Annotated in this window: 29 protein-coding genes; 19 read left to right on the plus strand and 10 right to left on the minus strand. The window is 39.9% G+C overall.

What is annotated here, in order from left to right:
* The 6 genes from QMA00_RS15605 to hslR all read right to left on the minus strand — a co-directional run.
* On the minus strand, positions 1 to 678 hold a 678-nt coding region (locus QMA00_RS15605; RefSeq protein ID WP_290157911.1), incomplete at its 3' end, for an IS66 family transposase zinc-finger binding domain-containing protein.
* A gap of 80 nt (positions 679 to 758) precedes the next feature.
* Complete coding sequence (gene tnpB, locus QMA00_RS15610) at positions 759 to 1,109, minus strand: IS66 family insertion sequence element accessory protein TnpB (RefSeq protein WP_004588658.1); 351 nt, start codon at positions 1,107 to 1,109, stop codon at positions 759 to 761.
* Positions 1,106 to 1,420, minus strand: coding sequence for a hypothetical protein (locus QMA00_RS15615; RefSeq protein WP_013465803.1), 315 nt, complete (start codon positions 1,418 to 1,420; stop codon positions 1,106 to 1,108). Before QMA00_RS15615 ends, tnpB begins: the two co-directional genes overlap by 4 nt.
* 580 nt (positions 1,421 to 2,000) lie before the next feature.
* Positions 2,001 to 3,539, minus strand: a complete 1,539-nt coding sequence (locus QMA00_RS15620) for a phosphoenolpyruvate carboxykinase (protein WP_290157914.1) — start codon at positions 3,537 to 3,539, stop codon at positions 2,001 to 2,003.
* Positions 3,540 to 3,801: 262 nt separating this feature from the next.
* Positions 3,802 to 4,647: an Hsp33 family molecular chaperone HslO gene (gene hslO, locus QMA00_RS15625; RefSeq protein ID WP_008113427.1), complete on the minus strand. Its 846-nt coding sequence runs from the start codon at positions 4,645 to 4,647 to the stop codon at positions 3,802 to 3,804.
* Positions 4,648 to 4,659: 12 nt separating this feature from the next.
* Positions 4,660 to 5,082: a ribosome-associated heat shock protein Hsp15 gene (hslR, locus tag QMA00_RS15630; RefSeq protein ID WP_290157917.1), complete on the minus strand. Its 423-nt coding sequence runs from the start codon at positions 5,080 to 5,082 to the stop codon at positions 4,660 to 4,662.
* 196 nt (positions 5,083 to 5,278) lie between these two features.
* On the opposite strand from hslR, the gene gspC reads away from it, so the two are divergent.
* The 13 genes from gspC (at position 5,279) to QMA00_RS15695 (ending at position 17,310) form a co-directional block, all read left to right on the plus strand.
* Positions 5,279 to 6,223: a type II secretion system protein GspC gene (gspC, locus tag QMA00_RS15635; protein WP_010392999.1), complete on the plus strand. Its 945-nt coding sequence runs from the start codon at positions 5,279 to 5,281 to the stop codon at positions 6,221 to 6,223.
* A gap of 23 nt (positions 6,224 to 6,246) precedes the next feature.
* Positions 6,247 to 8,313 (plus strand): type II secretion system secretin GspD, encoded by a 2,067-nt coding sequence (gene gspD / locus QMA00_RS15640; protein ID WP_290157919.1) that lies wholly within the window; start codon positions 6,247 to 6,249, stop codon positions 8,311 to 8,313.
* Positions 8,306 to 9,871: a type II secretion system ATPase GspE gene (gene gspE / locus QMA00_RS15645; RefSeq protein ID WP_290157946.1), complete on the plus strand. Its 1,566-nt coding sequence runs from the start codon at positions 8,306 to 8,308 to the stop codon at positions 9,869 to 9,871. Before gspD ends, gspE begins: the two co-directional genes overlap by 8 nt.
* Positions 9,872 to 9,873: 2 nt before the next feature.
* The gene (gene gspF, locus QMA00_RS15650) at positions 9,874 to 11,109 is read left to right on the plus strand and encodes a type II secretion system inner membrane protein GspF (RefSeq protein ID WP_024601512.1); all 1,236 of its coding nucleotides are present in this window, start codon (positions 9,874 to 9,876) and stop codon (positions 11,107 to 11,109) included.
* A gap of 69 nt (positions 11,110 to 11,178) precedes the next feature.
* Positions 11,179 to 11,601 (plus strand): type II secretion system major pseudopilin GspG, encoded by a 423-nt coding sequence (gene gspG, locus QMA00_RS15655; protein ID WP_016900325.1) that lies wholly within the window; start codon positions 11,179 to 11,181, stop codon positions 11,599 to 11,601.
* A 49-nt stretch (positions 11,602 to 11,650) separates the two neighbouring features.
* Positions 11,651 to 12,238: a prepilin-type N-terminal cleavage/methylation domain-containing protein gene (locus QMA00_RS15660; RefSeq protein ID WP_016900326.1), complete on the plus strand. Its 588-nt coding sequence runs from the start codon at positions 11,651 to 11,653 to the stop codon at positions 12,236 to 12,238.
* A complete protein-coding gene (gspI, locus tag QMA00_RS15665) occupies positions 12,238 to 12,612 on the plus strand; it encodes a type II secretion system minor pseudopilin GspI (RefSeq protein ID WP_013464253.1) in 375 nt (124 codons plus the stop codon). Before QMA00_RS15660 ends, gspI begins: the two co-directional genes overlap by 1 nt.
* Positions 12,613 to 13,278: a type II secretion system minor pseudopilin GspJ gene (gene gspJ / locus QMA00_RS15670; RefSeq protein WP_290157924.1), complete on the plus strand. Its 666-nt coding sequence runs from the start codon at positions 12,613 to 12,615 to the stop codon at positions 13,276 to 13,278.
* Entirely contained in the window at positions 13,278 to 14,264 is a 987-nt protein-coding gene (gene gspK, locus QMA00_RS15675) for a type II secretion system minor pseudopilin GspK (RefSeq protein ID WP_028834991.1), read from the plus strand. The genes gspJ and gspK overlap by 1 nt, the downstream gene beginning before the upstream one ends.
* Positions 14,261 to 15,469, plus strand: coding sequence for a type II secretion system protein GspL (gene gspL / locus QMA00_RS15680; protein ID WP_290157926.1), 1,209 nt, complete (start codon positions 14,261 to 14,263; stop codon positions 15,467 to 15,469). Before gspK ends, gspL begins: the two co-directional genes overlap by 4 nt.
* Positions 15,466 to 15,939: a type II secretion system protein M gene (locus QMA00_RS15685; RefSeq protein WP_013464257.1), complete on the plus strand. Its 474-nt coding sequence runs from the start codon at positions 15,466 to 15,468 to the stop codon at positions 15,937 to 15,939. The genes gspL and QMA00_RS15685 overlap by 4 nt, the downstream gene beginning before the upstream one ends.
* Positions 15,940 to 15,942: 3 nt before the next feature.
* Entirely contained in the window at positions 15,943 to 16,701 is a 759-nt protein-coding gene (locus QMA00_RS15690; protein ID WP_290157929.1) for a type II secretion system protein N, read from the plus strand.
* 21 nt (positions 16,702 to 16,722) lie between these two features.
* Positions 16,723 to 17,310 (plus strand): UPF0149 family protein, encoded by a 588-nt coding sequence (locus QMA00_RS15695; protein ID WP_290157931.1) that lies wholly within the window; start codon positions 16,723 to 16,725, stop codon positions 17,308 to 17,310.
* A gap of 12 nt (positions 17,311 to 17,322) precedes the next feature.
* Here the strand turns inward: QMA00_RS15695 and QMA00_RS15700 are convergent, their stop codons facing one another.
* Together QMA00_RS15700 and QMA00_RS15705 are read right to left on the minus strand one after the other, a co-directional pair.
* The gene (locus QMA00_RS15700; protein ID WP_013464260.1) at positions 17,323 to 17,529 is read right to left on the minus strand and encodes a hypothetical protein; all 207 of its coding nucleotides are present in this window, start codon (positions 17,527 to 17,529) and stop codon (positions 17,323 to 17,325) included.
* Complete coding sequence (locus QMA00_RS15705; RefSeq protein ID WP_013464261.1) at positions 17,529 to 17,888, minus strand: hypothetical protein; 360 nt, start codon at positions 17,886 to 17,888, stop codon at positions 17,529 to 17,531. The genes QMA00_RS15700 and QMA00_RS15705 overlap by 1 nt, the downstream gene beginning before the upstream one ends.
* A gap of 282 nt (positions 17,889 to 18,170) precedes the next feature.
* Between QMA00_RS15705 and ccoG the strand changes: the two genes are divergently transcribed.
* The 4 genes from ccoG (at position 18,171) to QMA00_RS15725 (ending at position 21,971) form a co-directional block, all read left to right on the plus strand.
* The gene (ccoG, locus tag QMA00_RS15710) at positions 18,171 to 19,601 is read left to right on the plus strand and encodes a cytochrome c oxidase accessory protein CcoG (RefSeq protein ID WP_290157933.1); all 1,431 of its coding nucleotides are present in this window, start codon (positions 18,171 to 18,173) and stop codon (positions 19,599 to 19,601) included.
* A 78-nt stretch (positions 19,602 to 19,679) separates the two neighbouring features.
* The gene (locus tag QMA00_RS15715) at positions 19,680 to 20,654 is read left to right on the plus strand and encodes a serine/threonine protein kinase (RefSeq protein WP_290157935.1); all 975 of its coding nucleotides are present in this window, start codon (positions 19,680 to 19,682) and stop codon (positions 20,652 to 20,654) included.
* 35 nt (positions 20,655 to 20,689) lie between these two features.
* Positions 20,690 to 21,313: a thiol:disulfide interchange protein DsbA/DsbL gene (locus tag QMA00_RS15720; protein WP_028834987.1), complete on the plus strand. Its 624-nt coding sequence runs from the start codon at positions 20,690 to 20,692 to the stop codon at positions 21,311 to 21,313.
* Between the two features lie 19 nt (positions 21,314 to 21,332).
* Positions 21,333 to 21,971, plus strand: a complete 639-nt coding sequence (locus tag QMA00_RS15725; protein WP_008113400.1) for a thiol:disulfide interchange protein DsbA/DsbL — start codon at positions 21,333 to 21,335, stop codon at positions 21,969 to 21,971.
* 76 nt (positions 21,972 to 22,047) lie between these two features.
* Here the strand turns inward: QMA00_RS15725 and trmA are convergent, their stop codons facing one another.
* Positions 22,048 to 23,145, minus strand: coding sequence for a tRNA (uridine(54)-C5)-methyltransferase TrmA (trmA, locus tag QMA00_RS15730; protein ID WP_290157939.1), 1,098 nt, complete (start codon positions 23,143 to 23,145; stop codon positions 22,048 to 22,050).
* 164 nt (positions 23,146 to 23,309) lie between these two features.
* On the opposite strand from trmA, the gene QMA00_RS15735 reads away from it, so the two are divergent.
* Together QMA00_RS15735 and murI are read left to right on the plus strand one after the other, a co-directional pair.
* Positions 23,310 to 24,434 carry a DUF5610 domain-containing protein gene (locus tag QMA00_RS15735; protein WP_290157941.1) on the plus strand — a complete coding sequence of 375 codons (1,125 nt, stop codon included), beginning with the start codon at positions 23,310 to 23,312 and terminating at the stop codon, positions 24,432 to 24,434.
* Between the two features lie 66 nt (positions 24,435 to 24,500).
* Positions 24,501 to 25,289: a glutamate racemase gene (gene murI / locus QMA00_RS15740; protein ID WP_290157943.1), complete on the plus strand. Its 789-nt coding sequence runs from the start codon at positions 24,501 to 24,503 to the stop codon at positions 25,287 to 25,289.
* Here murI and QMA00_RS15745 read toward each other — a convergent pair.
* A complete protein-coding gene (locus QMA00_RS15745; RefSeq protein ID WP_013464268.1) occupies positions 25,252 to 25,731 on the minus strand; it encodes an RNA-binding protein in 480 nt (159 codons plus the stop codon). The two genes, murI and QMA00_RS15745, sit on opposite strands and share 38 nt — an antisense overlap.
* Positions 25,732 to 26,105 lie beyond the last annotated feature (374 nt).

A 26,105-nucleotide genomic window follows, 5' to 3' on the forward strand; every position in this document is an offset into this window, starting at 1 on the left:
TTTAACCAGCGGGGTAAACAGCGCTGCTGACTTAATCACCCAATCGCTCATGGTTTTGCGGCTCAGCTCAATGCCGTATTGCTTAAACATGCTCTCTTGGCGATGAAGCGGTAAACCATATTGATATTTACTGGTGATGAGTTGGCTAAGTAAGCTCGCGGTGGCAATGCCTTTGTTAATGGGCATGGCGGGCATAGGCTGTTGCTTTATCGTTGACCCAGTGCCTGATTTTTCACACTCACGACAGGCGTATTTAGGGCGAATATGTTCAATCACTTTGACGTGTGCTGGAATGAACTCAAGCTTTTCAGCTGTATCTTCACCGATTTTATGTAACTCACCACCGCAACATGCACAGCTTTTATCTGCTATGTCGTGGATAACTTGTTCACGGGGTAAGTCTTTTGGCAGTGGCTTGCGTTTAGGCTTGTTGCGGGTGTAGCTAATTCCTTGCTGCTCAGGCTCAGCTTTCTCAGCAATCTCTTCAACTTCATTAAATAATTCACCTTGCCCTACAAAGCCTTCAGCACTTTTGCCGAATTGCTTTTGTTGGGCTAAACGGAATTGCTCATATAAATAGGCGATTTTAGCATCTTTCTGTATAGATACTTCGCGCTCATATTTAAGCTGTTTTTCAAGCTCAGCAATGCGTTGTTGTAAGGTAAATACATCGTTCATGCCGTTTATTTTACGGCTTTTATGCACAATGAATAGGGTTAATAACTTAAACCTTGATGATCATCAATTGATCTAAGTAATTAAGTCACTGTGTGCTGACTGACGTTGATTTCTTCATGGCCAATAACGTCATACCCTGATAATAGCCAATGTAATTGTTGCTCATTCAGTGTCATGGTGTCACGTTTAAGCTTAGGCCATTTAAACCTGTGCTTATCAAGTCGCTTGTACCACAATGCAAAGCCTGTCTTATCCCAATAGAGAAGCTTTAACTTGTCGCGCTTTTTATTACAAAACACAAACAGCGCGCCCGATAGCACGGGTAATTCAAGCTCACATTCCACCAACGCCGCAAGGCCATTGATGGATTTACGAAAGTCCACATGCTCAGCACATAAGTACACCTCGGGCGGATTAACAAACATATTCATGCTGATAGACCTTTAATAATTGAGACGATAGCATCACAGTTAAGTGTTGTGGGTAATGTCAGTTGGCCAGTGCGCGGATTAAAGTTAATCGTTGGTTGCTCAGTGATACTGACGTGTGTGCGTTGGGTTTGTTGCTCAACTCGGACAAATTGAGGTGATGCACCTGAAGATTTCACCTGTTGCATGCTTTTATATTTATAAAACGAGCTGATAGATACTTGATGGTGTTTGCAAAACGCTTCATTCGTTCCAGTAAATGATGAGCGAAGCGCTAGGATTTCTAGCCAACGTTTAGGGATGGGTGAATTCATAATGACCTCCAATAAAAAGTTGAAGGTATTTTCAAATACAAAAAATGGTGTTGCTAGGTGTGGTTGGCCGGACGCTTACATTAAAAGCATTAAATGTACCTTGCTATGTGGCTCTCTAGCGCTGTAGGCACTACGATATTTTACTGCGTGGTCACTACGAAGTAGCACACTCACTCCAAAAGCAAGCAAGACACGAATGACTTGAGCCTTCTTGTGATCGTAGGAGTTTACCAGTAATAGCTAGTGTTGTTTGATGTGCTCTAACAGGGTAAAGAGTGAGGTATTGGACAGATATACCCTACAGTATTGTTTCATTGCTGATGACAACCCGTAACTGTACTAATGTGACATAGTTTAATAGCGTTTAATTTGAGATATACAAACTAGTAACTGCTACTTTAAAGCTTAATAGGCACTCGGTGAGCCTTTATTAAGAAATGCACAAAACATAGGGAAACGTTTTAGCTAATAGGTGGCTTATCAGCAATTATTAAAGTAACTACGTTGCTGAAGTAAAATAGATAGGATCAAAAACGCCAACTCAAGGTTGGCGTTTTAATTATCAGGCTAAAGGTGATTATTAAACTTTAGGGCCTGCGTTTTTAATTTCGTCAGATACGTCGTATTTAGCAAAATTTTCTGTGAAATCAGATGCTAGCTTAGCCGCATACTCTGCGTATTTAGCTTTGTCTTCCCAGGTATTGATTGGGTTAAGAAGCTTGCTATCTACGCCCGGTACTGCAACTGGTACGTCTAGATTTAGCACGTCAATGTGTTGAGTTTCAACACCAGCTAATTTTCCAGATACGATTGCGTCAACAACAGCACGTGTTGTTGGAATATCGAAACGCTTACCAATACCGTAAGGACCCCCTGTCCAGCCTGTATTAACTAGGTAAACTTTAGCGCCGAATTCACGTACACGCTTCATTAGAAGCTCTGCGTATACACCTGCAGGACGTGGGAAGAAAGGAGCACCAAAACAGGTTGAGAATGTTGATTCAATATCGCTAGTAGAGCCAATTTCTGTAGAGCCTACTTTTGCTGTGTAGCCACTTAGGAAGTGAAATGCTGCAGCTTCTTCGGTTAGTACAGATACCGGCGGTAGTACACCACTCACATCACATGTTAGGAAAACAACAGCCTTAGGCTCACCTGCGCGGTTTTCAACTTTACGTTTTTCAACGTGCTCTAGTGGGTAAGCTGCACGGCTATTTTGAGTTAGGCTGGTATCGTTGAAATCAGGAACACGGTTTTCATCAAGTACCACATTCTCTAAAATTGTACCGAATCGAATAGCATCCCAGATAACAGGTTCGTTTTTCTGAGAAAGGTCGATACATTTAGCGTAACAACCACCTTCGATATTAAATACACTACCTGGTGCCCAGCCGTGCTCGTCATCACCGATTAAGAAGCGAGTTGGATCTGCTGATAATGTTGTTTTACCTGTACCAGATAAACCAAAGAATAATGCGGTATCACCTGCTTCACCTACGTTAGCAGAACAGTGCATTGGTAATACACCTTTCGCTGGTAGTAGGAAGTTTTGCACAGAGAACATCGATTTTTTCATTTCACCCGCGTAGCGCATGCCAGCAAGTAACACTTTACGTTGTGCAAAGTTAATAATAACTGTGCCATCGCTATTGGTACCATCGCGCTCTGGATCACATACAAACGAAGGTACGTTCATTACTTGCCACTGAGGAAAGTCGGCTTTGTTGTATGATTGTGGTTGGATGAACATATTTTTAGCGAAGATATGGTGCCAAGCAGTTTCTGTTGTTACAACCACTGGAAGGTAGTGCTCTGGATCAGCGCCTACTTCAAGGTGAGAGATAAAGTGGTCGTTGCTTTGCACATGTGCTTCTACACGTGCCCATAAGGCGTCAAACTTACCTGCATCGAATGGGCGATTTACATTACCCCATTGGATTTCATTTTCAGTACTTGATTCTTGAACAATAAAACGATCTTTTGGAGAACGACCGGTACGACGACCAGTGTTAGCTACAAAAGCACCATTGGCGGCTAAAGTCCCTTCGCCACGGCTGATAGCGTGTTCGACAAGTTCAGCTGCAGTTAGATCGACAAAACGGGTAGCGCTTGAAGTCATGTTTATACCTAAATTGTGTGAGATTGAACGGGATAGCTCTGGGTCTTAGTAACCTTTAAGCTGCAAATATAGTAACAGATGGATTAAGGATATTCGAGCTTATAAACGCCGTAAAAACATATAAATTAAGGAAAAAACATGAATAATTTCAATGATACCGGTGTCATGAAAAATGCTAAGCTTGTGATACCGGTGTCATTTTTTGGGCACAAAAAAGCCATAAAAAATTATGGCTATTTTATAGTGTGTTTTAAAAGCTAGATTAATTAAATATACTTTTTATATCTTGTTCGTTAAATACATAATCTTTTAAACAGTAATGACAGCTAATTTTAATCTCACCATTTTTTTCGACATCATCCAAAAGCGTTTGTTGACCAACATTAACTAAAGCTGTCATCGTTTTTTCGCGATTACAGCCACATTTAAATTGAATTGGTTGAGGGTCAAATACGCGTGGGTTATCTTCATGATAAAGGCGCGTTAGAATAGTATTGGCATCAAGCTCTAGTAGCTCCTCATCTTTAATAGTATTGCTGAGTGCTTCTAAGTGAGCAAAATCTTCAATCGATTTTTGTTTATCTACAGGTAGCACTTGTAAAAATAGCCCACATGCTTTGGCGCAGCCTTCTTCAGTATCGGTTGCAAACCAAAGGCGCGTCTTTAATTGCTCAGACTGCTCAAAATAGCTTTCTATACATTCACTTAATGTATCATGCTCTAAAGGTACTATACCTTGGTAACGCTCACCTTGAGTTGGAGTAATCGTGATAACCATGTAGCCTTGGCCAATGAGCTCTTTTACCGTTGAGCCAGTAACTTCATGTTGTAATCGCGCAATACCACGCATATTTTGTTGATCATCACCATTGATCACCGCATATTTTACGGGGCCATCACCTTGTAGTTGAACTGCAATTTCGCCTTCAAACTTTAACGTTGCTGTTAATAAACAGGTTGCAACAAGCAGCTCACCTAATAATGCTTTAACGGGCTCTGGATAATTGTGTTTCGCAATCATTTCATTGTAAGCGTTGTCTATTTGTACGAGTTCGCCACGAACATCGAGGTTGTCAAATAAATAGCGGTGAAGTAAATCTTGTTGCATGAGCGGCTATACCTAACTTGATTTCATTTTTAAAAGTTCGCGCCTTTGCTTTTTATCTGGTTTTTTATCCGGATGAGGAGCAAAGAAACTGTTATTTTTGCGTGCAATACTATTTTCTTCACGCTTAGCAATATTAGCATCAGATTCTTGATACATGGTCTGTGCAATGGGGGCGCTTTGACGCTTTTCAAGTATATTTAATACTGTGATGGTTTTTTCATCAACGCCTTGAGCTAGCTTTATAACTGCGCCAATTTCTACAATTTTACTAGCCTTACTGCGTTGCCCATTATAATGTACTTTGCCGCCTTGTACCATTTCTCGAGCTATTGCACGCGTTTTATAAAATCGAGCCGCCCATAACCATTTGTCCAACCTCACTTTAAGTGCGTCAGCGTTTTCTGAGCTGTCATTGAGTTTAGTTTTCTTTGTCATAAAACATCCCTAGTAAATTTACTGCCTAGGTAAATTATCACGAAACCGTTACCGCATGTAGCTATTGCTTGATAGCTGATACGATAAATAAATTAATCTGTTTACAAAGTTTAATATTAGCGTGCTTGTTGAATGAAAAATGAAAAGGTACTATGGCTGAGTGATTTCGTTATAAATTAAAATAAGAACACTACCTATGGAACAGCACGTTCAACAATTTAAGCAGTTATTAAACCGTTTACCGCATGCGAAATTAAGCGCAATGGTTATGGTTTTAGTTGTTGTTTATATTGCATTTTTATTATCAAAACTGATGTGGCTATTATGGCCGCAGCCAGTAACATCTCCTCTTGCCCCTATCAGCTATTCTAACCAAGCTGTGGGTGGCAATAACCAGTCTGTAGATTCGATCATTGAGCAATTTTTATTTGGTAAAGTAAATGTAACAAAAAACACCAATACTGCTTCGCAAACTAAAGTCATTAATAATGCCCCTGAAACGCGTCTTAGTATTAACTTAACCGGTATTGTTGCTGTTAGTAATGATGATAAGGCGGGAATGGCTATTATTGAATCGCAAGGTCGCCAGACGAGTTATTTAGTAGAGGATGTGGTGCAAGGTACACGTGCAAAAGTATCGCAAATACTCCCAGATCGTGTGATTCTAGATGTAAGTGGTCGCTTTGAAACCTTAATGCTTGATGGGCTCGACTTTACTAAAACAGTGTCTATGCCGGTACTCGCTGCGCGAGATGAGTCTGAAATGGGGCCTTTAGCGCCTTCAGCACAAAGCGATGAACAAATTGATGCCACTGCCAACCTTGAGGTGAAAGAAGCATTAATAGAAACTCGCGAAGAGCTTTTAGAAGAACCTGGTAAGCTATTTGATTATATACGTGTTTCTCAAGCTATGAATGATGGGGAACTTATAGGTTACCGTTTGAGTCCAGGTAAAGAGCCTGAATTATTTAAACAAATGGGATTACAAAATAACGATTTGGCCGTGGCAATTAACGGCTATCAATTAACTGATTTAAAACAGGCAATGGCAGCAATGAATGAGCTGCGAAACAGTACAGATGCAACTATCACAATAGAGCGTGATGGTGAGCAAATAGATGTACTATTTAGTCTGCAATAACTTAGCTTTGGAGTTTTAACATAATGGTTCAGGTGCTACACCTCAAAAAAATTAAAAAAGGGTTAGCTAAGTATGCAGCACTTTTTTTAGCGGCAAGTCTTTCTATGTCGGTTGCTGCTGTTGAATACGCTGCTAACTTTAAGGGCACAGATATTAATGAGTTTATTAATATTGTGGGCAAAAACCTTAATAAAACCATCATTATTGATCCTAACGTGCGTGGCAAAGTAAATGTACGTAGTTACGAATTAATGGATGAGGCACTTTACTATCAATTCTTTTTAAATGTTTTAGAAGTTTACGGTTATTCAGCCGTCGAAATGGATAACAACATAATAAAGATAGAAAAAAGCTCAGATGCTAAAAAATCCAATGTACCGTTAATTACAACGGACAGCGATGCAGCTGGCGATATGATGATCACTCGGGTTGTGCGAGTTAAAAATGTCAGCGTACAAGAGTTAGGCCCTTTGGTTCGCCAGTTTAGTGACCAAAAAGATGGCGGTCATGTTGCTAACTTTAATGCCGCCAACGTAATGATGCTAACTGGTCATGCAGCCTCGGTTAACCGCTTAGTAGAAATTATTCGCTCTGTTGACCAAGCGGGTGATAAGCGAGTCGATATCGTTAAGCTTAAGTTCGCAACAGCTGATGATGTGGTATCGGTAGTTGATAATATTTATAAAGACAGTGGCAAGGGCAGCGTTCCTGAGTTTTTAATTCCTAAAGTGGTGGCTGATGGCCGAACTAATAGCGTGATTGTGAGTGGTGAAGGTCAAGCTCGTACCCGCGCCATTGAGCTTATTAAACGTTTAGATGGCGAACTGGAAAGCCAAGGTAATACTAAAGTGTTTTACCTCAACTACGCAAAGGCCGAAGATTTAGTCAAAGTACTTCAAGGTGTGAGTAAATCGCTGGCAGAGGATTCAAAAGGCGGAGCAACCAACAATGCGCGTAGTAGTAATAGAAACGACACGAGTATTGAAGCACATCCTGATTCAAATTCTTTAGTGATCACCGCTCAGCCAGATACGATGCGTTCACTTGAATCGGTTATTGAGCGTTTAGATATTCGCCGCGCACAAGTATTAGTAGAAGCCATTATTATTGAAGTAATGGAAGGTGATGGCGTTAACTTTGGCCTGCAATGGATTTCAGAAGAAGGCGGCATGCTGCAATTTAATAATGGTACCACTGTGCCTGTCGGTGCCTTAGCCGTAGCTGCTGAGCAAGCTCGTGATAAAACAATAACTAAAAGCATTATTGGTACTGAGTCAGGTACTGTTACCGAATATGATGAAACAACTGAAGGCGACTACGGCCCGCTTGCATCATTACTTGGTGGTATTAATGGTTTAGCCATGGGAGTGATTAAAAACGATTGGGGCGCAATCGTTCAAGCGGTTTCAACCGACACTAATTCGAATATTCTAGCGACTCCCTCTATTACCACTATGGATAACGAAGAAGCGTCTATTTTAGTTGGCCAAGAAGTGCCAATTATTACTGGCTCGCAAACAGGTAGTAATAATACGAACCCATTCCAGACGGTTGAACGCCAAGAAGTGGGTATAAAGCTTAAAGTGACACCGCAAATTAATGATGGTTCAGCGGTACAGTTGACTATAGAACAAGAAGTTTCCAGTGTTAGTGGTGCAACAGCAGTTGATATTTCAGTCAATAAGCGCGCAATTAAAACAACCGTGATGGCCGATGATGGCGGCATGGTGGTACTAGGCGGCTTGATAGATGAAGATGTACAAGAAAGCGTGTCAAAAGTGCCATTACTAGGCGACATCCCTATTTTAGGGCACTTATTTAAGTCAACTAATACAACAAAGCGTAAGCGTAATCTTATTGTATTTATAAGACCGACCATTATTCGCGATGGCGTTAGTATGAATAAACTTAGCTTTAATAAATATAACTTTATTCGCGGTGAACAATTTAAAAAACGTGAAGATGGTATTAATTTAATGCCAATGTCAGACACACCTATTTTACCTGAGTGGAATGACGAATTGTTGTTACCACCAACGTATGAAGAGCATTTACGCAAACAAAATGCACAAGAGCGTAATGATGACTAATGCGATAGAAGATATTAATCAAGATGTTGTTCATCCAATTACTCATAGTAATGATGAACAGCTTGCTCAAGATGACTTAATTGAACTGCCTGCAAAACGTTTGCCGTTTTCTTATGCCAGACGTGTTGGCGCGTTACTCAGTAAGCATAAAGATAACCAAATTGTGTATTACCGTGGTGAGCTTGATGTTGATGTATTATTAGAAGTGCGTCGTATTGCAGGACATGGCTTTACACTTGAGCAACTAGAAGATGATAAGTTTGAGCTATTACTAGAAGCATCGTATCAACGTGACAGCTCAGAAACTCAGCAAATGATGGAAGACATTGGTAACGAGGTTGATTTATTCTCACTAGCTGATGAGCTTCCTCAAACTGAAGACTTACTTGCCGGTGACGACGATGCGCCAATTATAAAGCTGATTAATGCCATGCTCAGTGAGGCAATTAAAGAAGGTGCCTCTGATATTCACATTGAAACATTTGAGCAAGAGCTGGTTATTCGTTTTCGGGTGGATGGCGTACTCAAAGAAGTTTTAAAACCTAATCGTAAACTAGCCTCTTTGCTGGTATCGCGTATTAAAGTAATGGCCAAACTCGATATCGCAGAAAAACGTATACCGCAGGATGGTCGCATTAGTTTGCGTATTGCAGGACGCGCAGTAGATGTGCGTGTATCGACTATGCCATCGAGCTTTGGTGAGCGCGTGGTACTGCGTTTGCTTGATAAAAACAATGCACGTTTAAACCTTGAAGATTTAGGCATGACCGCGAAAAACCGAGAGCTATTTGCTGATTTAATTAGTAAGCCTCACGGTATAATCTTAGTTACAGGCCCTACAGGCTCTGGTAAAAGTACCACCCTATATGCAGGTATGAGCCAAATTAACTCGCGGGATCGCAATATTTTAACGGTTGAAGATCCCATTGAGTATGAAATCCCAGGTATTGGCCAAACACAGGTTAATACCAAGGTTGATATGACTTTTGCCCGTGGCCTACGCGCTATTTTACGTCAAGATCCTGATGTGGTTATGGTTGGTGAAATACGTGACTTAGAAACCGCTCAAATTGGTGTACAAGCATCGCTGACTGGTCACTTAGTTATGTCTACATTGCATACCAATACCGCCTCAGGTGCAATTACCCGTATGGAAGATATGGGTGTTGAGCCATTCTTATTGTCGTCATCATTACTCGGCGTATTGTCACAGCGCTTAGTACGTACCTTATGCAATAGCTGTAAAGAAGGGCATATTGCAGATGAGCGTGAATGTGAATTACTCGGCGTACCGCTTGATAATGCTCCGACGATTTACCGCGCGGTAGGGTGTGAAGAGTGTAACTTTAACGGTTATCGTGGTCGTACAGGTATTCACGAATTATTAGTCGTTGATGAAACTATTCGTGAAATGATCCACAGCGGTAAAGGTGAGCAAAGCGTAGAGAAATATATTCGTAAACGCAGCCCAAGTATTCGTCAAGATGGCTGCAGCCGCGTACTTGCGGGTAAAACAACGCTTGAAGAAGTATTACGCGTAACCCGTGAGGAAGGCTAACAATGGCGGCGTTTGAATACCGTGCATTAGATGGCCGGGGAAAAGAAAAAAAAGGAATTTTAGAAGCGGATACAGCAAAGCAAGTTCGCCAACTTTTACGCGATCAAAAGCTAACCCCCCTCGAGGTGGTGCCAGCTGCTCAAGATGATAAACAAGTTCGAGGTCAAAAAGCGCCATTATTAGGCTCTTTATTTAAGCCGACAATATCAACGTCAGATCTTGCTTTGATTACACGTCAACTTGCGACCCTAATTCAGTCAGCCTTACCCGTTGAGGGTGCCGTGATGGCGGTTGCTGAGCAGTGTGAAAAACCACGGCTAAAACGTATGTTAATGTCTGTGCGATCTAAAGTGGTGGAAGGGTATACGCTTGCTGATGGGATGAGTGAATTTCCGCATGTATTTGACGATTTATACCGTGCAATGGTGGCCGCAGGTGAAAAGTCAGGTCACTTAGATCAAGTACTTAACAGATTGGCTGATTACACCGAGCAACGCCAACATATGCGTAGCCAAATTACGCAAGCGATGGTGTATCCCATTATTTTGGTCGTGTTCGCTATTGGTATTGTTTCAGTATTATTAGGTACTGTGGTGCCTAAAATACTAAAAACGTTTGAAAAAACCAAACAAGTATTACCTTGGACAACCGAATGGGTCATGGCGGGTAGTCATTTTGTACAAAATTATTGGTTTGTTAGTTTATTAGCGATCACGGCGATTGCTATTGGAATTAAATACGCACTTAAAAAACCTAAAGTACGGTTTTGGTGGGATGCAAAAGTATTAAATATGCCAGGCATAGGTAAGGTTGCCAGAGGGATTAACACGGCGCGCTTTGCCCGTACATTAAGTATTTTATCGTCAAGCTCAGTGCCGCTACTTGAAGGAATGCGTATTTCAGGTGGGGTGTTGGTTAACGAAAAAATAAAGCAAGCAGTGGCTGATGCCGCAGAAAGAGTCAGTGAAGGGGCGAGTCTTCGTGCTTCACTACAGCAAACTAAGTTGTTTCCACCAATGATGCTACATATGATAGCCAGTGGTGAAAAGTCCGGTGAACTTGAGCAAATGTTAGAGCGTGCTGCTAACAATCAAGATCGCGAGTTTGAAAGTATGGTTAATGTGTCATTAAAATTATTGGAACCGGCAATGATTGCCTCTATGGCAGTGATTGTGCTTTTCATAGTAATGGCGATTTTGCAGCCAATTATGGCAATGAACAAGGCCGTAGGTCTTTAAGTATTTTTTATATTAATGATTTAAACAAATCATTTTTGCTTAGTGTTTTTAGAATAACGAGGTAATAACGTGAATAAACAATCAGGTTTTTCTTTATTAGAAGTCATGGTGGTACTGGTTATCATCGGGATGATCATGTCGATTGTGGCACCTAATATTATGGGCCAGCAAGAAGAAGCGGCTATTGATAAAGCGCATTTAGATATTCAGCAGTTAGAAGATGCTATGAGTTTGTACAAGCTTAAAAATAAAAGCTACCCAAGTACAGAGCAAGGTTTAGAGGCATTAGTTACTAAAACCAGTATTGAGCCCATTCCAAAGCGTTTTCCTGATGGTGGCTTTATTAGCAAGTTACCGGAAGATCCATGGGGTAATAATTATCAATTAATCAGCCCTGGAGAAATAGGTAAATTTGATATCTTTTCGATGGGTCCAGATGGCGAACCAGCCACCGAAGATGACATTGGTAATTGGGATGAAGATAAGCAGTAATGACCAATAACTTTACCATGCACTTAAACATAATACATTGGGGCTTGCCATGCAGGTAAGCCCTAAGCACCTGAGTGCAAAGCATTATGGTTTTAGTTTAATAGAAATTTTAGTGGTATTGGTGATCATCGCCTTTGCCACCAAAATGGTGGTATACAGCTTAGATGGCGGCGCTGAAGAAGCGTTAGACAAGCAAGCAAATAGGCTGCATACCACCATTAATGCCGCATCGGAATTTGCGGTGCTTAATCAAATAGAATTAGGCCTTTTAGTTGAGCAAAATACGCTTGAATTTTTAGTTTTTGATGGCGAAAAATGGATTAGCTTTGATCGTGAAGCTTTATTTAAGCCAATTGAGATCGAACCCCAATTTAAATTAACACTTAATCTTGAAGACCTACCTTGGGCACAAGATAACTTACTAGAGCAGTCAAATTGGCGTGAGCTAATGAGTGGTAACAATGAAGACAGTTTATTAGAGCTTAAAAAGTTAAAAGTACCGCAAGTGCTTATTTTATCCTCTGCCGATGTAAGTGCGTTTCAGCTCATGCTTGAATTAAAAGATCAGTCAGAGCCGGTGTACTTTATTGAAGGTAAATTTGCAGCCCCAGTCGATTTTCGTCGAGAGCCCCAATAATGAAAAAATACCATGGGTTTACATTATTAGAAGTCTTAGTTGCACTGAGTATTTGTGCCATGGCGGGTATTGCGGCAATGCAAGCAACCGGTGAGCATATTCATCACTTATCAAGTATTGAAGAACAAACGTATGGCTCATGGGTCGCTGAGAATGTATTGGTAGAACAACGAACGAAAGGCGAAAAATGGCAAGGTAAAAATGGTACCCGCGGCAGTGAGATGATGGCGGGTATTGAATGGTTTTGGCGCCAAGATGTTGTGCCCACTGCCGACAAGAGCTTTGTAAAAGTCACTATTAATGTGTTTACGGATGATAAGTACGAAAATTCAATTTATGAGTTAAGCACATACTTAAATAAAGGTAAGCTTTAAGTGAAGCAGCGCGGTTTTACATTATTAGAAGTGATGGTGGCACTAGGTGTGTTGGCGTTTGTGATTATGGCCACCCACCAAGTACTTGATACCACAACGCGAGCTAAACAAGCATCAGATGAAAAAATTGCTGAACTAAATGGCTTACAAACTGCATTTAGATTGATGGATCAAGACTTTAGCCAAATGACTAAACGCCAAGTACGTAATGAAGCTGGAGATTTTCAAGAGGGATACTTACTTGCTGGACGCTACATTTTAGAAAGCCAGCTTGATGGTATTGCCTTTGTACGTGATGGTTGGATGAATCCCATTAACTTACTTCCTCGCTCAGAGTTACAAGCTGTTGGTTATCGCGTCATTGATGACAAGTTAGAACGCGTATATCGCATTTATGTCGATCAACTCGATAATATGGAGCCTCGTAGCCAAGTTATTTTAGCCGCAGTCGAAGAGCTTAAATTTGAGTTTTTAGATGGTAGCGGTAAGTGGCAAGAAGACTGGCAAATTAAGGCATTACCTAAAGCCGTTGCGGTAACTATAAAGCAAATGGACGCAGAACCAATTAGGCGTGTGTTTTTAGTGCCAGGACTCGGTAAAGAGCTACCTAAACCAGTAACTGAGGGGACTAACCCGTCGCAACCTAATGGCCGAGGTACGCCTTGATGAACCAACAATCTTCGCGCGGCGCGGCTTTGGTTATTGTGTTATTTATTGTCGCGCTTGCAGCTATTTTAGCCGTTGAAATGAGTGCTAATTTAATGGTGCAAGTACAAAGAAGTACCAATTTACAAAGTCAGCAACAAGCGAAATGGTATGCCTATGGTGCTGAAGAGCTAGCAATTAAAGGTTTAATTCAAAGTAAAAAAGACGATCCAGAAAAAACCACATTAGCGCAGCCGTGGGCAAAGCAAGGTGATGTTAAGTACCCTGTTGAGAACGGCACTTTAAGCGGCCAGTTGACTGATTTACAAGCGTGTTTAAATTTAAACGCGCTTGGGGTTGAGCCAGACCCAAATAGCGGTAATAAAACTAACCCAGCACATAAAGCGTTGTTTGCTATTTTAGAAAATATAGATGATTTACCCAGTGATGAATCAGAAGAAGGGATGGCCGACAGTGTGTTTGATTGGCTTGATGAGAACAGTATAACCTATCGCTCTGGTGCCGAAGAGGGGGAGTATTTATCTCGTCAGTTTCCATATATGACGGCTAATAGCTTATTTGCATCGGTGTCTGAACTGCGTTTAATTAAAGGGTTTAATCCTTTGGTTATGGAAAAAGTGCTGCCTTTTGTCTGTGTGATCCCAGGCAGCACATTACTTTCAATCAATGTTAATACAATCACTGAAGAGCAAGCATTATTACTCAGTGGCTTAATAGATGAACTTAGTGTTTCAGGCGCTCAAGCGGTAATTGCAGCGCGTCCTGAAAATGGTTTTGATAATATTGAAGAGTTTTTTGAATCTGTATTACAACAAGGTGGTAAAAACATCAAAGCAGTAGAAAAACTTTTTAGTGTGAAAAGTGAATATTTTAAATTACAAACGCAGGCAAAATTTGTTGATTTGCGTTTTTCGATGACCACATTACTGTATGCCAGCAATGGCGAGGTAACGATACTGGCGCGAAAATTTGGAGGCGTACAGTGACAGAGATACTGTTGATCCGCACGGGTCAAACCGAACAAGACTTACTTAACTGGTTAATATACTCACCACAAGAACAAGAAATAATAGCCAGTGGCGAGTTACAAAATGCCAGCCATTTAAGTGAGTTAACTGAAAAAGCATCAACCCGAGAGCTCGTGGTACTTTTACCATGCGACCAAGTGCAATTAAAAACGGTGATACTGCCAACTAAATGGAACCGTAAGCTAGAGCAAGCACTGCCTTATATGCTCGAAGAGGATATTGCCTGTGATATAGACGATATCTATATAGCGCTAGGGGAGCCGACAATGGTTGAAGCGCAGCATGCAATTAGGGTTGCGCTAATGAATCGCGATTGGTTTGAGCACTGGTTAGAGGTGTTTGAGCAACACCAGCTCACTGCTCATAAAATAGTGCCGGATGGCTTGTTATTGCCCAGTGCAGAAGAGCCTTGTGTAGCGGCAATTGAGCTCAACAAGCAATGGCTATTTAAAAAAGGTGACTGGCATATCGGTGCGGTTGAAAGCAGCTGGTTAAAGGAATATCTAACGGCTTTAGGTAACCCTGATATAAAACATTACAGCCCTGCAGAGCAATTTCCCGAAACGCTTACCTTGCATCCGCAAACCAGTAACTATGAGCTGCCGTTAGCATTATTTGCTAAGCAGTTAGATCAGCTTAAATTTAATTTGCGTCAAGGGCCTTACACGATTAAAAAGAAAACGGCTTTGTGGTGGGTTTACTGGAAAAGTGCCACCATAATTAGTGTTATTGCTTTGCTATCGAGTGTGGCTATTAAAGCGGTTGAATTACATCAGCTTAATTCGCAGCTTGAGGTAGCTAAATCACAAGTAGTAGAGCGATTTCAAAAAGCCTTTCCAGGCACGCGGGTGCGCCCTCACTTAATTAAAAATCAAATACAGGGGGCACTGGATAAAGTACAAGGTACGAGCGATGCTGGCTTTTTAGATTTAACCAGCAAGCTGGTGAGTGTATTTTCACAAGTGAGCGAATTTACACCGCAAACCTTACGTTTTGATAAGCGCCGTAATGAATTACGTATTCGTGCTCGTGCAAAAGACTTTCAAACCTTTGGTAAGGTTAAAGCCATTCTTGAGCAGCAAGGTGTGACTGTTGAGCAGGGGTCGTTAAATAATGATGGTGATTATATCGTCGGCGAAATTAGACTGCGAGGTGCACAATGAAACAGCAGTTCATGAAATATTGGGGTTCATTAAAAGAACAAGAGCAGCAGTTAATAATGGTTGCGGGTGGTGTATTTATTATTTTTGTTTTGGTAATGGGTATATTTAGACCCTTAAATACGGCAATAGAAAATGCGCAACAATCACAAATAAAACAACAAGAATTGCTAGCATGGGTAGACGACAGTATCGTTAAACTTAAAGCAGCAGGTAAAGCGCAAGCGGTGAGTAATCAAAACCTCAGCCAAATAGTGAATAATACGCGCGGTCGTTACAGCATTAATATTAGTAAAATGCAGCCAAATGATAATTCACTTCGTTTAACACTCGACTCAGTGGAGTTTAATCAATTAATCCAATGGATTGACGAGCTGGTTAATCAGCATGGTTTAAGCGTAGAAAATTTAGATTTAAGCCAAGATGATAAATCCGGTTATGTACGCGTTAGCCGTTTAGTATTAGAGAAGTAGTTAATGAAAAAAATAATAATTTTATCCATCGTTTTTGTAATTAGCTTTCTTGTTTTTAGCGTTATTAAATTGCCCGCTGCAGTGGCTTTAAATTTTGCTAAACCTTACTTACCTGCGCAGTTAGAGGTAGGGCAAACTTTTGGTACACTATGGCAAGGTCAAATAATGCAGCTGCGCTTTGAAGGTGAGCAATTAAATAATGTACGCTGGGATATATCAGGCTGGGCCTTATTTAAAGCTCAAGTGAATACTAACTTACGCTTTGGTAATCCTCGCGAACGCAGTGACATATCGGGCTATGCAGATATTAGTTATTCACTAGCAAATGATGAACTTAAAATAACTGATACCGTAGTGCGTTCAACGGTTGAGCGAGCAATGCAGCGAATTGATTTACCGTTACCAGTTACTGCTAAAGGACGTGTAATCTTAGAGCTTGATGAATACGTTTCTGGAGCGCCATATTGCCAATCACTACAAGGTGAAATAGCCAGTCCTGATATTGACGTACAAGGTTTAACTGGTTGGTTCAATATTGGTGATCTTAGTGGCAAATTAAGTTGTAAGTCGGGCGATGTTGCTATACTCATCGAGCCAGACAATAGATTAGGGCTAGAGGCAGATGCTACACTAAAGGCTAATTTTGACTTTAAAGTTGCGGGATACGTTAAACCTGATCTAACTTTACCCAAAGAAGTTCATGACGCGGTGAAGTTTTTAGGCAGACCAGATAACCAAGGTCGTTACCCACTTAAATTTTAATATTTTATATAAAGAGTTTTAATGCAAATACCTCAGTTTACTGAGCAGCATGCCAAGCTGCTCAGCGAGTTTTTAAATACCCAATCAGGCGCAATGAGCCTTACCCAAAGCCAAGGTTATTTATTTGGCGTTATATGTTCACCTGAGCCATTAGAAGTACATCAATGGTTAGAGCAAATTCTACCTAATACCGCCAATGACCTTGATGAAGACATGTTGTTTTTGTTTATGGCATTACATCATCAAGTAAGTGAACAAGTATTTGAACTTGGTTATAAGTTACCCGCTGAGTTTGACCTTGAGTTTTGTCAGCAGTGGTCTGCAGGTTTTTTAACTGCAAGCCAAACGTATACTCATAAGTTACTCCAAAGTGAGCAACTAGATATTCAATACAACCAAGCGCTTGAAAGTGCACAGGCGACTCTTAGCTTTTTTGCATTAGATAAACCAACGATTGCACAGATTGCACAGCAAAATAATATCGATGAATTACATTTGTGTGCGCAGCAGTATGAATTAATGGGCGACTTTGCGTTAGGTTTTGCTGAACTTATAGAAATTGTCGCGCTTAATAGTGGTTTGTATACCGATGAAGGGTGGGATGAATAAGTAGGTAAAGCCTTAAGCGCCAATCTCTAATTCGATATCAGTGCAACCTTGTTTGCACTGTATTACTCCCTTACCAGGTTCGCTGGTGGCTAAATTTAACGTTAATACACCCTGGCAATGCTCACATTTAAGTGTTTTACCTTGTGCCAACTGCTTAAGCATAGTGCGATGTTTGTGAAATGAGTTACTTGCTTTTTTATTTAATCCAGAAAAATCCATTATTTCACTCTCGCTTGCGCTAATGACTCTTTGATAATGCGACATACCGTTGTTAAACGTTCTGAATAAAAGTAGAGGTTTAGATCGCCTTGACGACAATAGCGTAGTTCAAACAACTTTACTGACTCATCATTGGTAAACGTTTTATCAATATAGTCTTCTTCGGATCTTGAAAGTGCTAACTGTTTATTGATTTTGTTTCTTGTCATGGTTGCGACAGGAAAACGATCGACTTTAGTTGTGCTGCTTAACAAGCCTATACCATCACCGAGTAAGCGCTCACGAGGCTCTTTTACCAAGGGGTGATCAATGGTAAAAAATGCTAGGATCACAACCACTAGTATAAAAAATTTCTTCATAAATACACAAACCTTGATCCAAACAACACGTTAGTAGCCGGCAAGTGTAATAAAATACACCTTAAAAGCAAGTCACAAGTTGAATAAATTATTAGCAATCTAGTCAGTAATTTTAGCCAATATGCGTATAATAAGGGGAGTAATTAGATATTTCTGAAATATCTGAAAGTATACAAGTGCGACCTAAAGCGTATTATGTTTAGCATGTAAGTTGCTACACTTAGGCGAAAAGTACAAAAAGATTGCTGAATTTTTATTTCCTAGCGGCGTTGAGGAACTTCAATGGATAAGCAAATTAAAGTAAAAAACATACCAACAGAGGTTAAGATCCAAAAAACCGATCTGAGCCGTCAAGAAGATAGATTTAACCCACGCAACCGTATTTATGTGCGTGCTGTTTCAGGACTCCATCAATTACTAAGACAACGTATTGGCTTTTTAGGCATGCTGGCGTTTATGTTATTGCCATGGATCAACTTTAACGGTCAACAAGCTGTTTTATTTGAGCTAATGGAGCAAAAATTTAATATTTTTGGCTTAACCCTATGGCCACAAGATTTCACCATTCTTGCATTTATATTTATGCTAGCAGCGTTTGCCTTATTTCTGGTTACCACTTTTTATGGTCGAGTGTGGTGTGGCTATACATGTCCGCAAACAGTATGGACCTTCATTTTTATTTGGTTTGAAGAAAAGTTTGAGGGCAGCGCTAACCAACGTAAAAAGTTAGATCAACGGCCGATGGATTTTGACAAGTTCTGGCGTAAAACAGCTAAGCACACTAGTTGGGTATTATTTTCTTTATATACTGCGTTAACGTTTGTTGGTTACTTCACGCCTATTCGCGAACTACTGCCTGAATTTGTTACCTTTAATGTAGGCGGTTATGCCTTAGTTAGTATCATTGTATTTACTATTTGTACTTATGGTAACGCTGGGTGGATGCGAGAAATTATGTGTTTACATATATGCCCGTATTCACGTTTTCAGTCAGCAATGTTTGATAAAGACACCTTTACTGTAAGCTATGATGAAACTCGTGGTGAAAACCGAGGGCCACGTTCTCGTAAACAAGACCCTAAAGAGTTAGGTTTAGGTGACTGTATTGACTGTAACTTGTGTGTGCAGGTTTGCCCAACCGGGATTGATATTCGTAATGGTTTGCAATATGAGTGCATAAACTGTGGCGCTTGTATTGATGCCTGTGACGGCGTTATGGATAAAATGAATTACCCTCGAGGCCTTATCTCTTACACCACCGAGCGTAATTTAGAAACTCCGGAGAATAAAACCCATCCGCTGCGTCCTAAGCTAATTGGTTACAGCATTATTTTAGTCTTACTTACTGGTGCGTTGGTAGCCAATATAGCTATGCGTAAACCTATGGACTTTGATATTATCCGTGATCGCAATCAGTTGTATCGTGTCGATTTTAATGGCTTAGTTGAAAACACCTACACCTTAAAAGTGATTAATATGGCACAATACGAGCAAACATTCTCTATTGATGTTAAAGGGTTAGATAACTATAAATACATAGGTGATACCACCTTTACGGTGAACGCTGGTGAATCGCATAATGTACCGTTATCATTAGTAATGGACCCTTATGATTTAAAAGCGCCAATGACCGAATTTAACTTTGTACTTTCGCCAATAAACGAACCCGATAACCAAATATCGCAGCAAAGTAACTTTTTTAAAGCGCGATAAAGAGTCTGTATTAAAAAACAAACACTGATATTAACAAAAAAGCGGGATATTCCCGCTTTTCTTTTATATAAGAAGTATATGAGTAAATTTAGCTTTATTGACTTAACCCCAGATCTTATTTTGGATGCCATCGAAAGCGTTGATATTTACGCTGAGTCAGGGTTGCTAGCGCTAAATAGCTACGAAAATCGAGTGTATCAATTTGTAGCTGAGGGTGGAAAACGTTACGTTGTTAAGTTTTATCGCCCTGAGCGCTGGAGCAAAGCGCAAATTCAAGAAGAGCATGACTTTGCTTTTGAACTAGCTGCCGCCGAAGTACCGGTGGTGGCGCCAATAAAGCATAATGGGCAAAGCTTATTTGAACACCAAGGGTATTTATTTACTTTATTCCCAAGTGTAGGCGGGCGTTTATTTGAAGTCGATAATTTAGATCAACTCGATGTACTCGGGCGTTTAATCGGTCGTATGCATCAAGTAGCCAAAACGAAACCCTTTACCCAAAGACCCACCGTTACCTGTGATGAATATTTAGATACAGCTAAAGTTCATTTACAAAAAAGTAAGTTAGTCCCTATGGGATTAGAGACTTCCTTTTACACTATTTTAGATTTAGTCATTGCTCAAACTCAACAGCAATATAAAAATGTAGAAGGCATTCGCTTACATGGTGACTGCCATGCTGGTAATATCCTATGGGCAGGAGATGCATTAATGTTTGTTGACTTAGACGATAGCCGTCAAGGTCCTGCAATTCAAGATTTATGGATGATGCTCAGTGGCGATCGACAAACACAGCTGTTACAGTTAGACACTTTAGTGAATGCATATGAAGAGTTTTGCGATTTTGATCACTCACAACTTAAGCTGATCGAACCGCTTCGCGCTATGCGTATGATTCATTACATGGGGTGGGTTGCAAAACGTTGGAGTGATTCTGCTTTTGTACGGAACTTTTCATGGTTTGCAGATGACAAATACTGGGAGCAACAAATTTTAGCGCTTAAAGAGCAGTTTGCAGCTTTGCAAGAAGCCCCGTTAAAATTATTGCCATAATATTTTTATTTAAAAAGAAGTATAACGAGATATTCATGCTTAAAAAATTAAAACTAAGTTTACTGATCCTATGTTTACCTTTCGCAGCATTAGCTGCCAACTTTGAAGCGGGTAATCAATACACTGTAATTGATGTTGAAAAAAGTAAAACCCCGAATGTAACCGAGTTTTTCTCTTTCTATTGCCCACATTGTTTTAAATTTGAGCCGGTAGCCAAAGGGATTGCAGAAAACTTACCTGAAGGGGCTGAATTTGTAAAAAATCATGTCAACTTTTTGGGAGGCGTTTCACCACAAGCGCAAAGTAATTTAAGCTTTGCTTACTTAATCGCAAAGAAACACGGTCAAGCTGAAGCGGTAACAGCGCAAATTTTTAAAAGCATTCATATACAACGTGCGCCATTAACTGAAATTAAAGACGTTAAAAAGTTATTAGAGCTTAATGCAATTGATAACGCGACATTTGATAACGATATCGCTAGTTTGCCTATCATAGCAGCTGAACGTGCCATGCAAGATAAGCAGAATAAATATTCTGAACTTGGTGCATTAACTGGCGTGCCTACATTTATCGTAAATGACAAATACAAAATCAATATTAATACAATCAAGAGCCAACAAGAACTTGATGAGTTAATTAGCTTTTTACTAAAACTATAATTTTTGGAGCACCACAATAATGATCAAATTAGTTAAAGCAGGGTTACTTGCTGTATTACTCCCTTTAGCTGCAACCAGTTTTGCTGCCACTTACGAAGAGGGCGTGCATTATGATGTCGTCTCTGATCGTGCAACCAGAAAACCAGAAGTAAAAGAGTTTTTCTCTTTTTACTGTCCTGCATGTAATAACATGGAACCACTGCTGGCCGAGATCAAACCTAAGCTAGATAAAAACGTAAAGTTTAAGAAAAGCCATGTAGATTTTGTGGGTGTACGTGACCCAGAACATCAAACCATGATCAGCCAAGCATTAGCTACAGCTGAAGTACTACCTCAAAAAGATAAAATTATTTCAGCGATGTTTGATCATATCCATGCAAAGCGCGCTCGTTTTAATGAGCTTGCAGATGTAAAAGATGTATTTTTAGCTCAAGGCGTAGATGGCGACAAGTTTGATAAATTATTTGAAAGCTTCTCGGTACGTACACTTAGCTCTAAAATGAAACGTGACCAAGATTACTTTAAAGGCAAAGGGGCACTTCGTGGCGTTCCTACGTTTATCGTTAATGGTAAATACAAGCTTAACTTAGGTGGTGAGTCAGGCATTTCATCGCCAGAAGATGTAAGCGCACTCATTAATTACTTAGCAAATAAATAAGTAGTTTGGTTAAATAAAAAAAGCTCCTTAAGGAGCTTTTTTTATTCTTACAACGTGCGCTGTTTAATGCTTTTTTTTATTTACGTTGTAAAAACACACCAGATTCAATGTGGTGTGTATAAGGGAACTGATCAAATATTGCAAAGCGCTTAACCTCGTGGGTTTGCGTTAAGTGTTCAAGGTCACGCTCTAATGTGTCTGGGTTACATGAGATATAAATAATATTTTCATAATTAGCCACTAAGTCACACGTAAGCGTGTCCATGCCTGCTCTAGGCGGGTCGACTAAGATGGTTTGGCAGTTGTAACTACTCAAGTCAATGCCATCTAAGCGAGAGAAAGTACGCTCGCCTTTCATTGCCTGAGTAAACTCTTCGCTCGACATGCGAATAATATCTAAGTTAGTTACTTGGTTTTGAGCAATATTATATTGCGCTGAATGCACCGACGATTTTGATATTTCCGTCGCCAGCACTTTATTAAATGAACCAGCAAGTGCAATAGAAAAGTTTCCATTACCACAATACAGCTCTAGTAAATCATTGTTTAGTGGTTTACATAACTCTTGTGCCCACTCTAACATTTTAATATTCACCTTCGCATTAGGCTGAGTAAAGCTATTTTCTACCTGTTGATAGATTAGCTCTTGGCCATTCACCATTAAGCGCTCAGTAACAAAGTCATCGCCCAATTTTTCTTTTTGCTTACGTGCACGGCCAATAAAGTCAATTTTGTACTGGCTACTTAGCTTTTCCTTTAAGGCATTGATCTCAGTTAACCAGTGTTCATCAAGTGGCTTGTGATATAGCAAGCTCACTAAAATTTCACCACTGAGGGTTGATAAATAATCTATTTGAAATAATTTACGACGTAGTACTTCGCAGCCTTTTAAATTTTCAATCATTACCTGCATAATTTCACCTACTAAAGGAGCTGCAGGGTCAAAGGTATCAACACGTATTTTATCTTTTGTTTGTTGATCAAACATAATATGAAACAGATCGTCACCATCGTGCCATACTCTAAATTCTGCACGTTGGCGGTAGTTAATGGGCTCAGAGCTAAATACTTCTAACTGTTTTACACCAAAACGTTGAAATTGCTCTGTAATACGCTGCTCTTTTTCATTTAATTGTGCATCGTACTGCGTGGTATCTATATTTATAACTGCCATTAACGGTATAACCTTATCGTTGAGATCTGTTTATCGGCGCTATTGTAGGGAGCGAAGCGTATTTGTCTAGTTTTGATCAAATATAGTGAGCTTTTTTTGAGCATTTTACTACAGTATAGGCTTACTTGGCCGATATAAGAGTAAGTCTAAATAGGAGTCTTCTCATGAAAATAGGTAACTTTAGTTTTGTTCCAAACAGTAATGCTAATAAATACAATACTAAACAAGCAATGCCACAGCCTAAAATAGACTCGCCACCAACTAGTTATCAGCAACGAGGAAAAGAACTGGCTGCTGCCGTATTAGGTGACAAAATGGCAAAAGAACTAGGTTTGCCGGTCGCTGAAACCAAAAAAGACAAACCACTGTTTGATTTTAATGAAGTCGTTAAAAATGTTTTAGACTTTGTAACAAGCTCGGTAAATAAAGCCAAAGCCAATGGTGCTAATGATGAGAAACTACAAGATATGCTAAATCAGGCACGTAAAGGAGTGCAGACGGGTGTTGATGAGGCTGTGGATGAATTAAAAGGCATGGGCGTATTTAATCAAGAACTTGAAGAGAGTATTGATAAATCTAAAGAGGGTATCTTTAGTGGCCTCGATAAATTTGAGCAGAACTTATTTAACCCACAACCTGCAAGCGTAACTGTAAGTCAGGCGCAATATGTAAGTTTAAGCAATAGTGCTGATTATACATTTACCACAGCAGAAGGTGATGAGGTGAGTATTAGCTTTGCAGATGCTTACCAATCGCAATCATCTAGTCGCTATCAAAAAACAGATGATTCACAATCATTTAGTACGCAATTTTCTGAATCCCGTGAGCTCTCTTTCTCAATGTCAGTAAACGGTGAGCTTAATGAAGACGAGCAGCAAGCCATAAATGATTTAATGGCAGAGTTACAAGATGTCAGTAAAACCTTTTTCAGTGGCGATTTAGACAAAGCATTTGAACAAGCCCAAGAACTCAGTTTAGGGAATGAACAGCTGGTGGCATTCTCAATGGACTTACGTCAAAGCAAAACCGTTGCTGCCATTAAAGAGTATGAACAAATTAAGCCAACATCAGAAAAAGCCATTGCCGAAACTGTTGCCCCTTTTAATGATGATCTAAAATCGGCTTACTCTAAAGCGCAAACCCTAGGATTAGAAAGTCAGCTATCAGGTATCATTCAATGGCTAAATCAAGATCAACAAGAAATAGATAAACTGGTTGATTACACTAACACCATGTTTGAAAACTTAGATAAACTAAACGCCGCTACTGCGATGCTAGGCACTGAGTAAAACTACTTTCTTTTATAAAAGCCACATGGCAAACTGCCGTTCTTAGTAAAGAGTAGGAATGGTAGTTTGTCAGCGCACATCATGGTATTTGATTCAGGTATAGGTGGAACCACCGTGCTTGAGCATATTCAGCAAAGCATTCCTCATGCTCAATACAGCTACTTTATGGATAACGTATTATTGCCATATGGTGCGCAATCGCAACAAACCATCATTAATCGCCTATGCGGATTGATCCAATTTATTAAAGATGAGTCACTTAATGTCGACTTAATTGTTATAGCCTGTAATACCGCTTCAACATCAGCGTTAAGTTCGGTACGCCAAATTACCGATATTCCTATTGTTGGGGTTGTACCTGCAATTAAACCCGCAGCGCAATTAACGCAATCAAAGCATATAGGTTTATTGGCAACTCCCGCAACGGTATCAAGCCCCTATACTGATGCACTTATAAAAGAACATGCCTCATCGATAACCACAAGCTTATATAGTAGTGTTGAACTGGTCACTTTGGCAGAGACTCTCTTTTTTACCCAGCACTTAGATCTCGATAAGTTGCACACTGAGTTAAACCGATTAAATATTAATAAAGATATCGATGTACTGGTATTAGGCTGTACCCACTTTCCTATTTTAGCTAAACCAATCAGTGATTACTTTAATACGCAAGTACAGTTATTAGACTCTGGTGCGGCCATTGCTAAGCGAGTTAGTTATTTACTCAAATTAAGTAATAATCAAGCAGGCATAAAAAAGCCGCTGCACTATTATGCAACGGCTGATGTATGTAGTGATAAATTAGCGGTTAAGCAAGTTACACTGTTTGATCCGACTCTGAACGATAAGAGTTAGAATCATCTTCTTGTTTTTGTTTTGCTTCACGTACTTTCAAAGTACGTTGTTGGAACTCACTATCGTTTAGTTTAGCAATTGCATTATCAGCATCTGCTTGTGCCATTTCAACAAAGCCAAAACCGCGACGCTTGCCAGTATTCTTATCTTTTAACAAACGAACGTTAAATACTTTGCCTTGCTCCTCAAATAAAGTACGAACTACACCTTCATTTGCACGATAAGGAAGATTGCCAACATAAAGTGTTTTTGTTTTTACTTCGGCTTCTTCTGTACTTACTGATGACATTGCAGCAATAACAAGTCCACCAATTAATAAACCGGCACCGAATAGAAGTGCAGGGTCTAATGCTAGGCTTGCAAGCGCAAACTTAACGATAACAAAACCAACAACAGCAAGAATAACTGCGAAGATAAAAGATTTTTGATCGGGTAATTTCATTTTGATCTACCAATAAACAGGAAATAAACATTAATTTAACATTGTGAACTTGCTATCTTAACGTCTTAATTGAACATAGCAATGAAATTTATAGCAAATAGTTAATAAGAGTGTAAAAAACAACCGATAGTAAGGCGTATCTTTACTATTTTAGCCTCGTTTGTTTGAAACTTGAGCAAACGGTAAAAAGATCTAAAAAAAAGGTTGATCTGTTTTCGGATCTCCCTATAATGCGACCCCACTGAGACGGCAGAACGCAACGCATAGCGAGGCATGAGCTACTCAGAGAGTTAAGTAAAACTTAAGTTTAAATCATCGAAAGAAAGTTTAAAATTAAGTGTTGACTCGAAAAATAAAGGATGTATTATACGCAT

The organism is Pseudoalteromonas sp. APC 3694, assembly GCF_030407565.1.
GTDB lineage: Bacteria > Pseudomonadota > Gammaproteobacteria > Enterobacterales > Alteromonadaceae > Pseudoalteromonas > Pseudoalteromonas tetraodonis.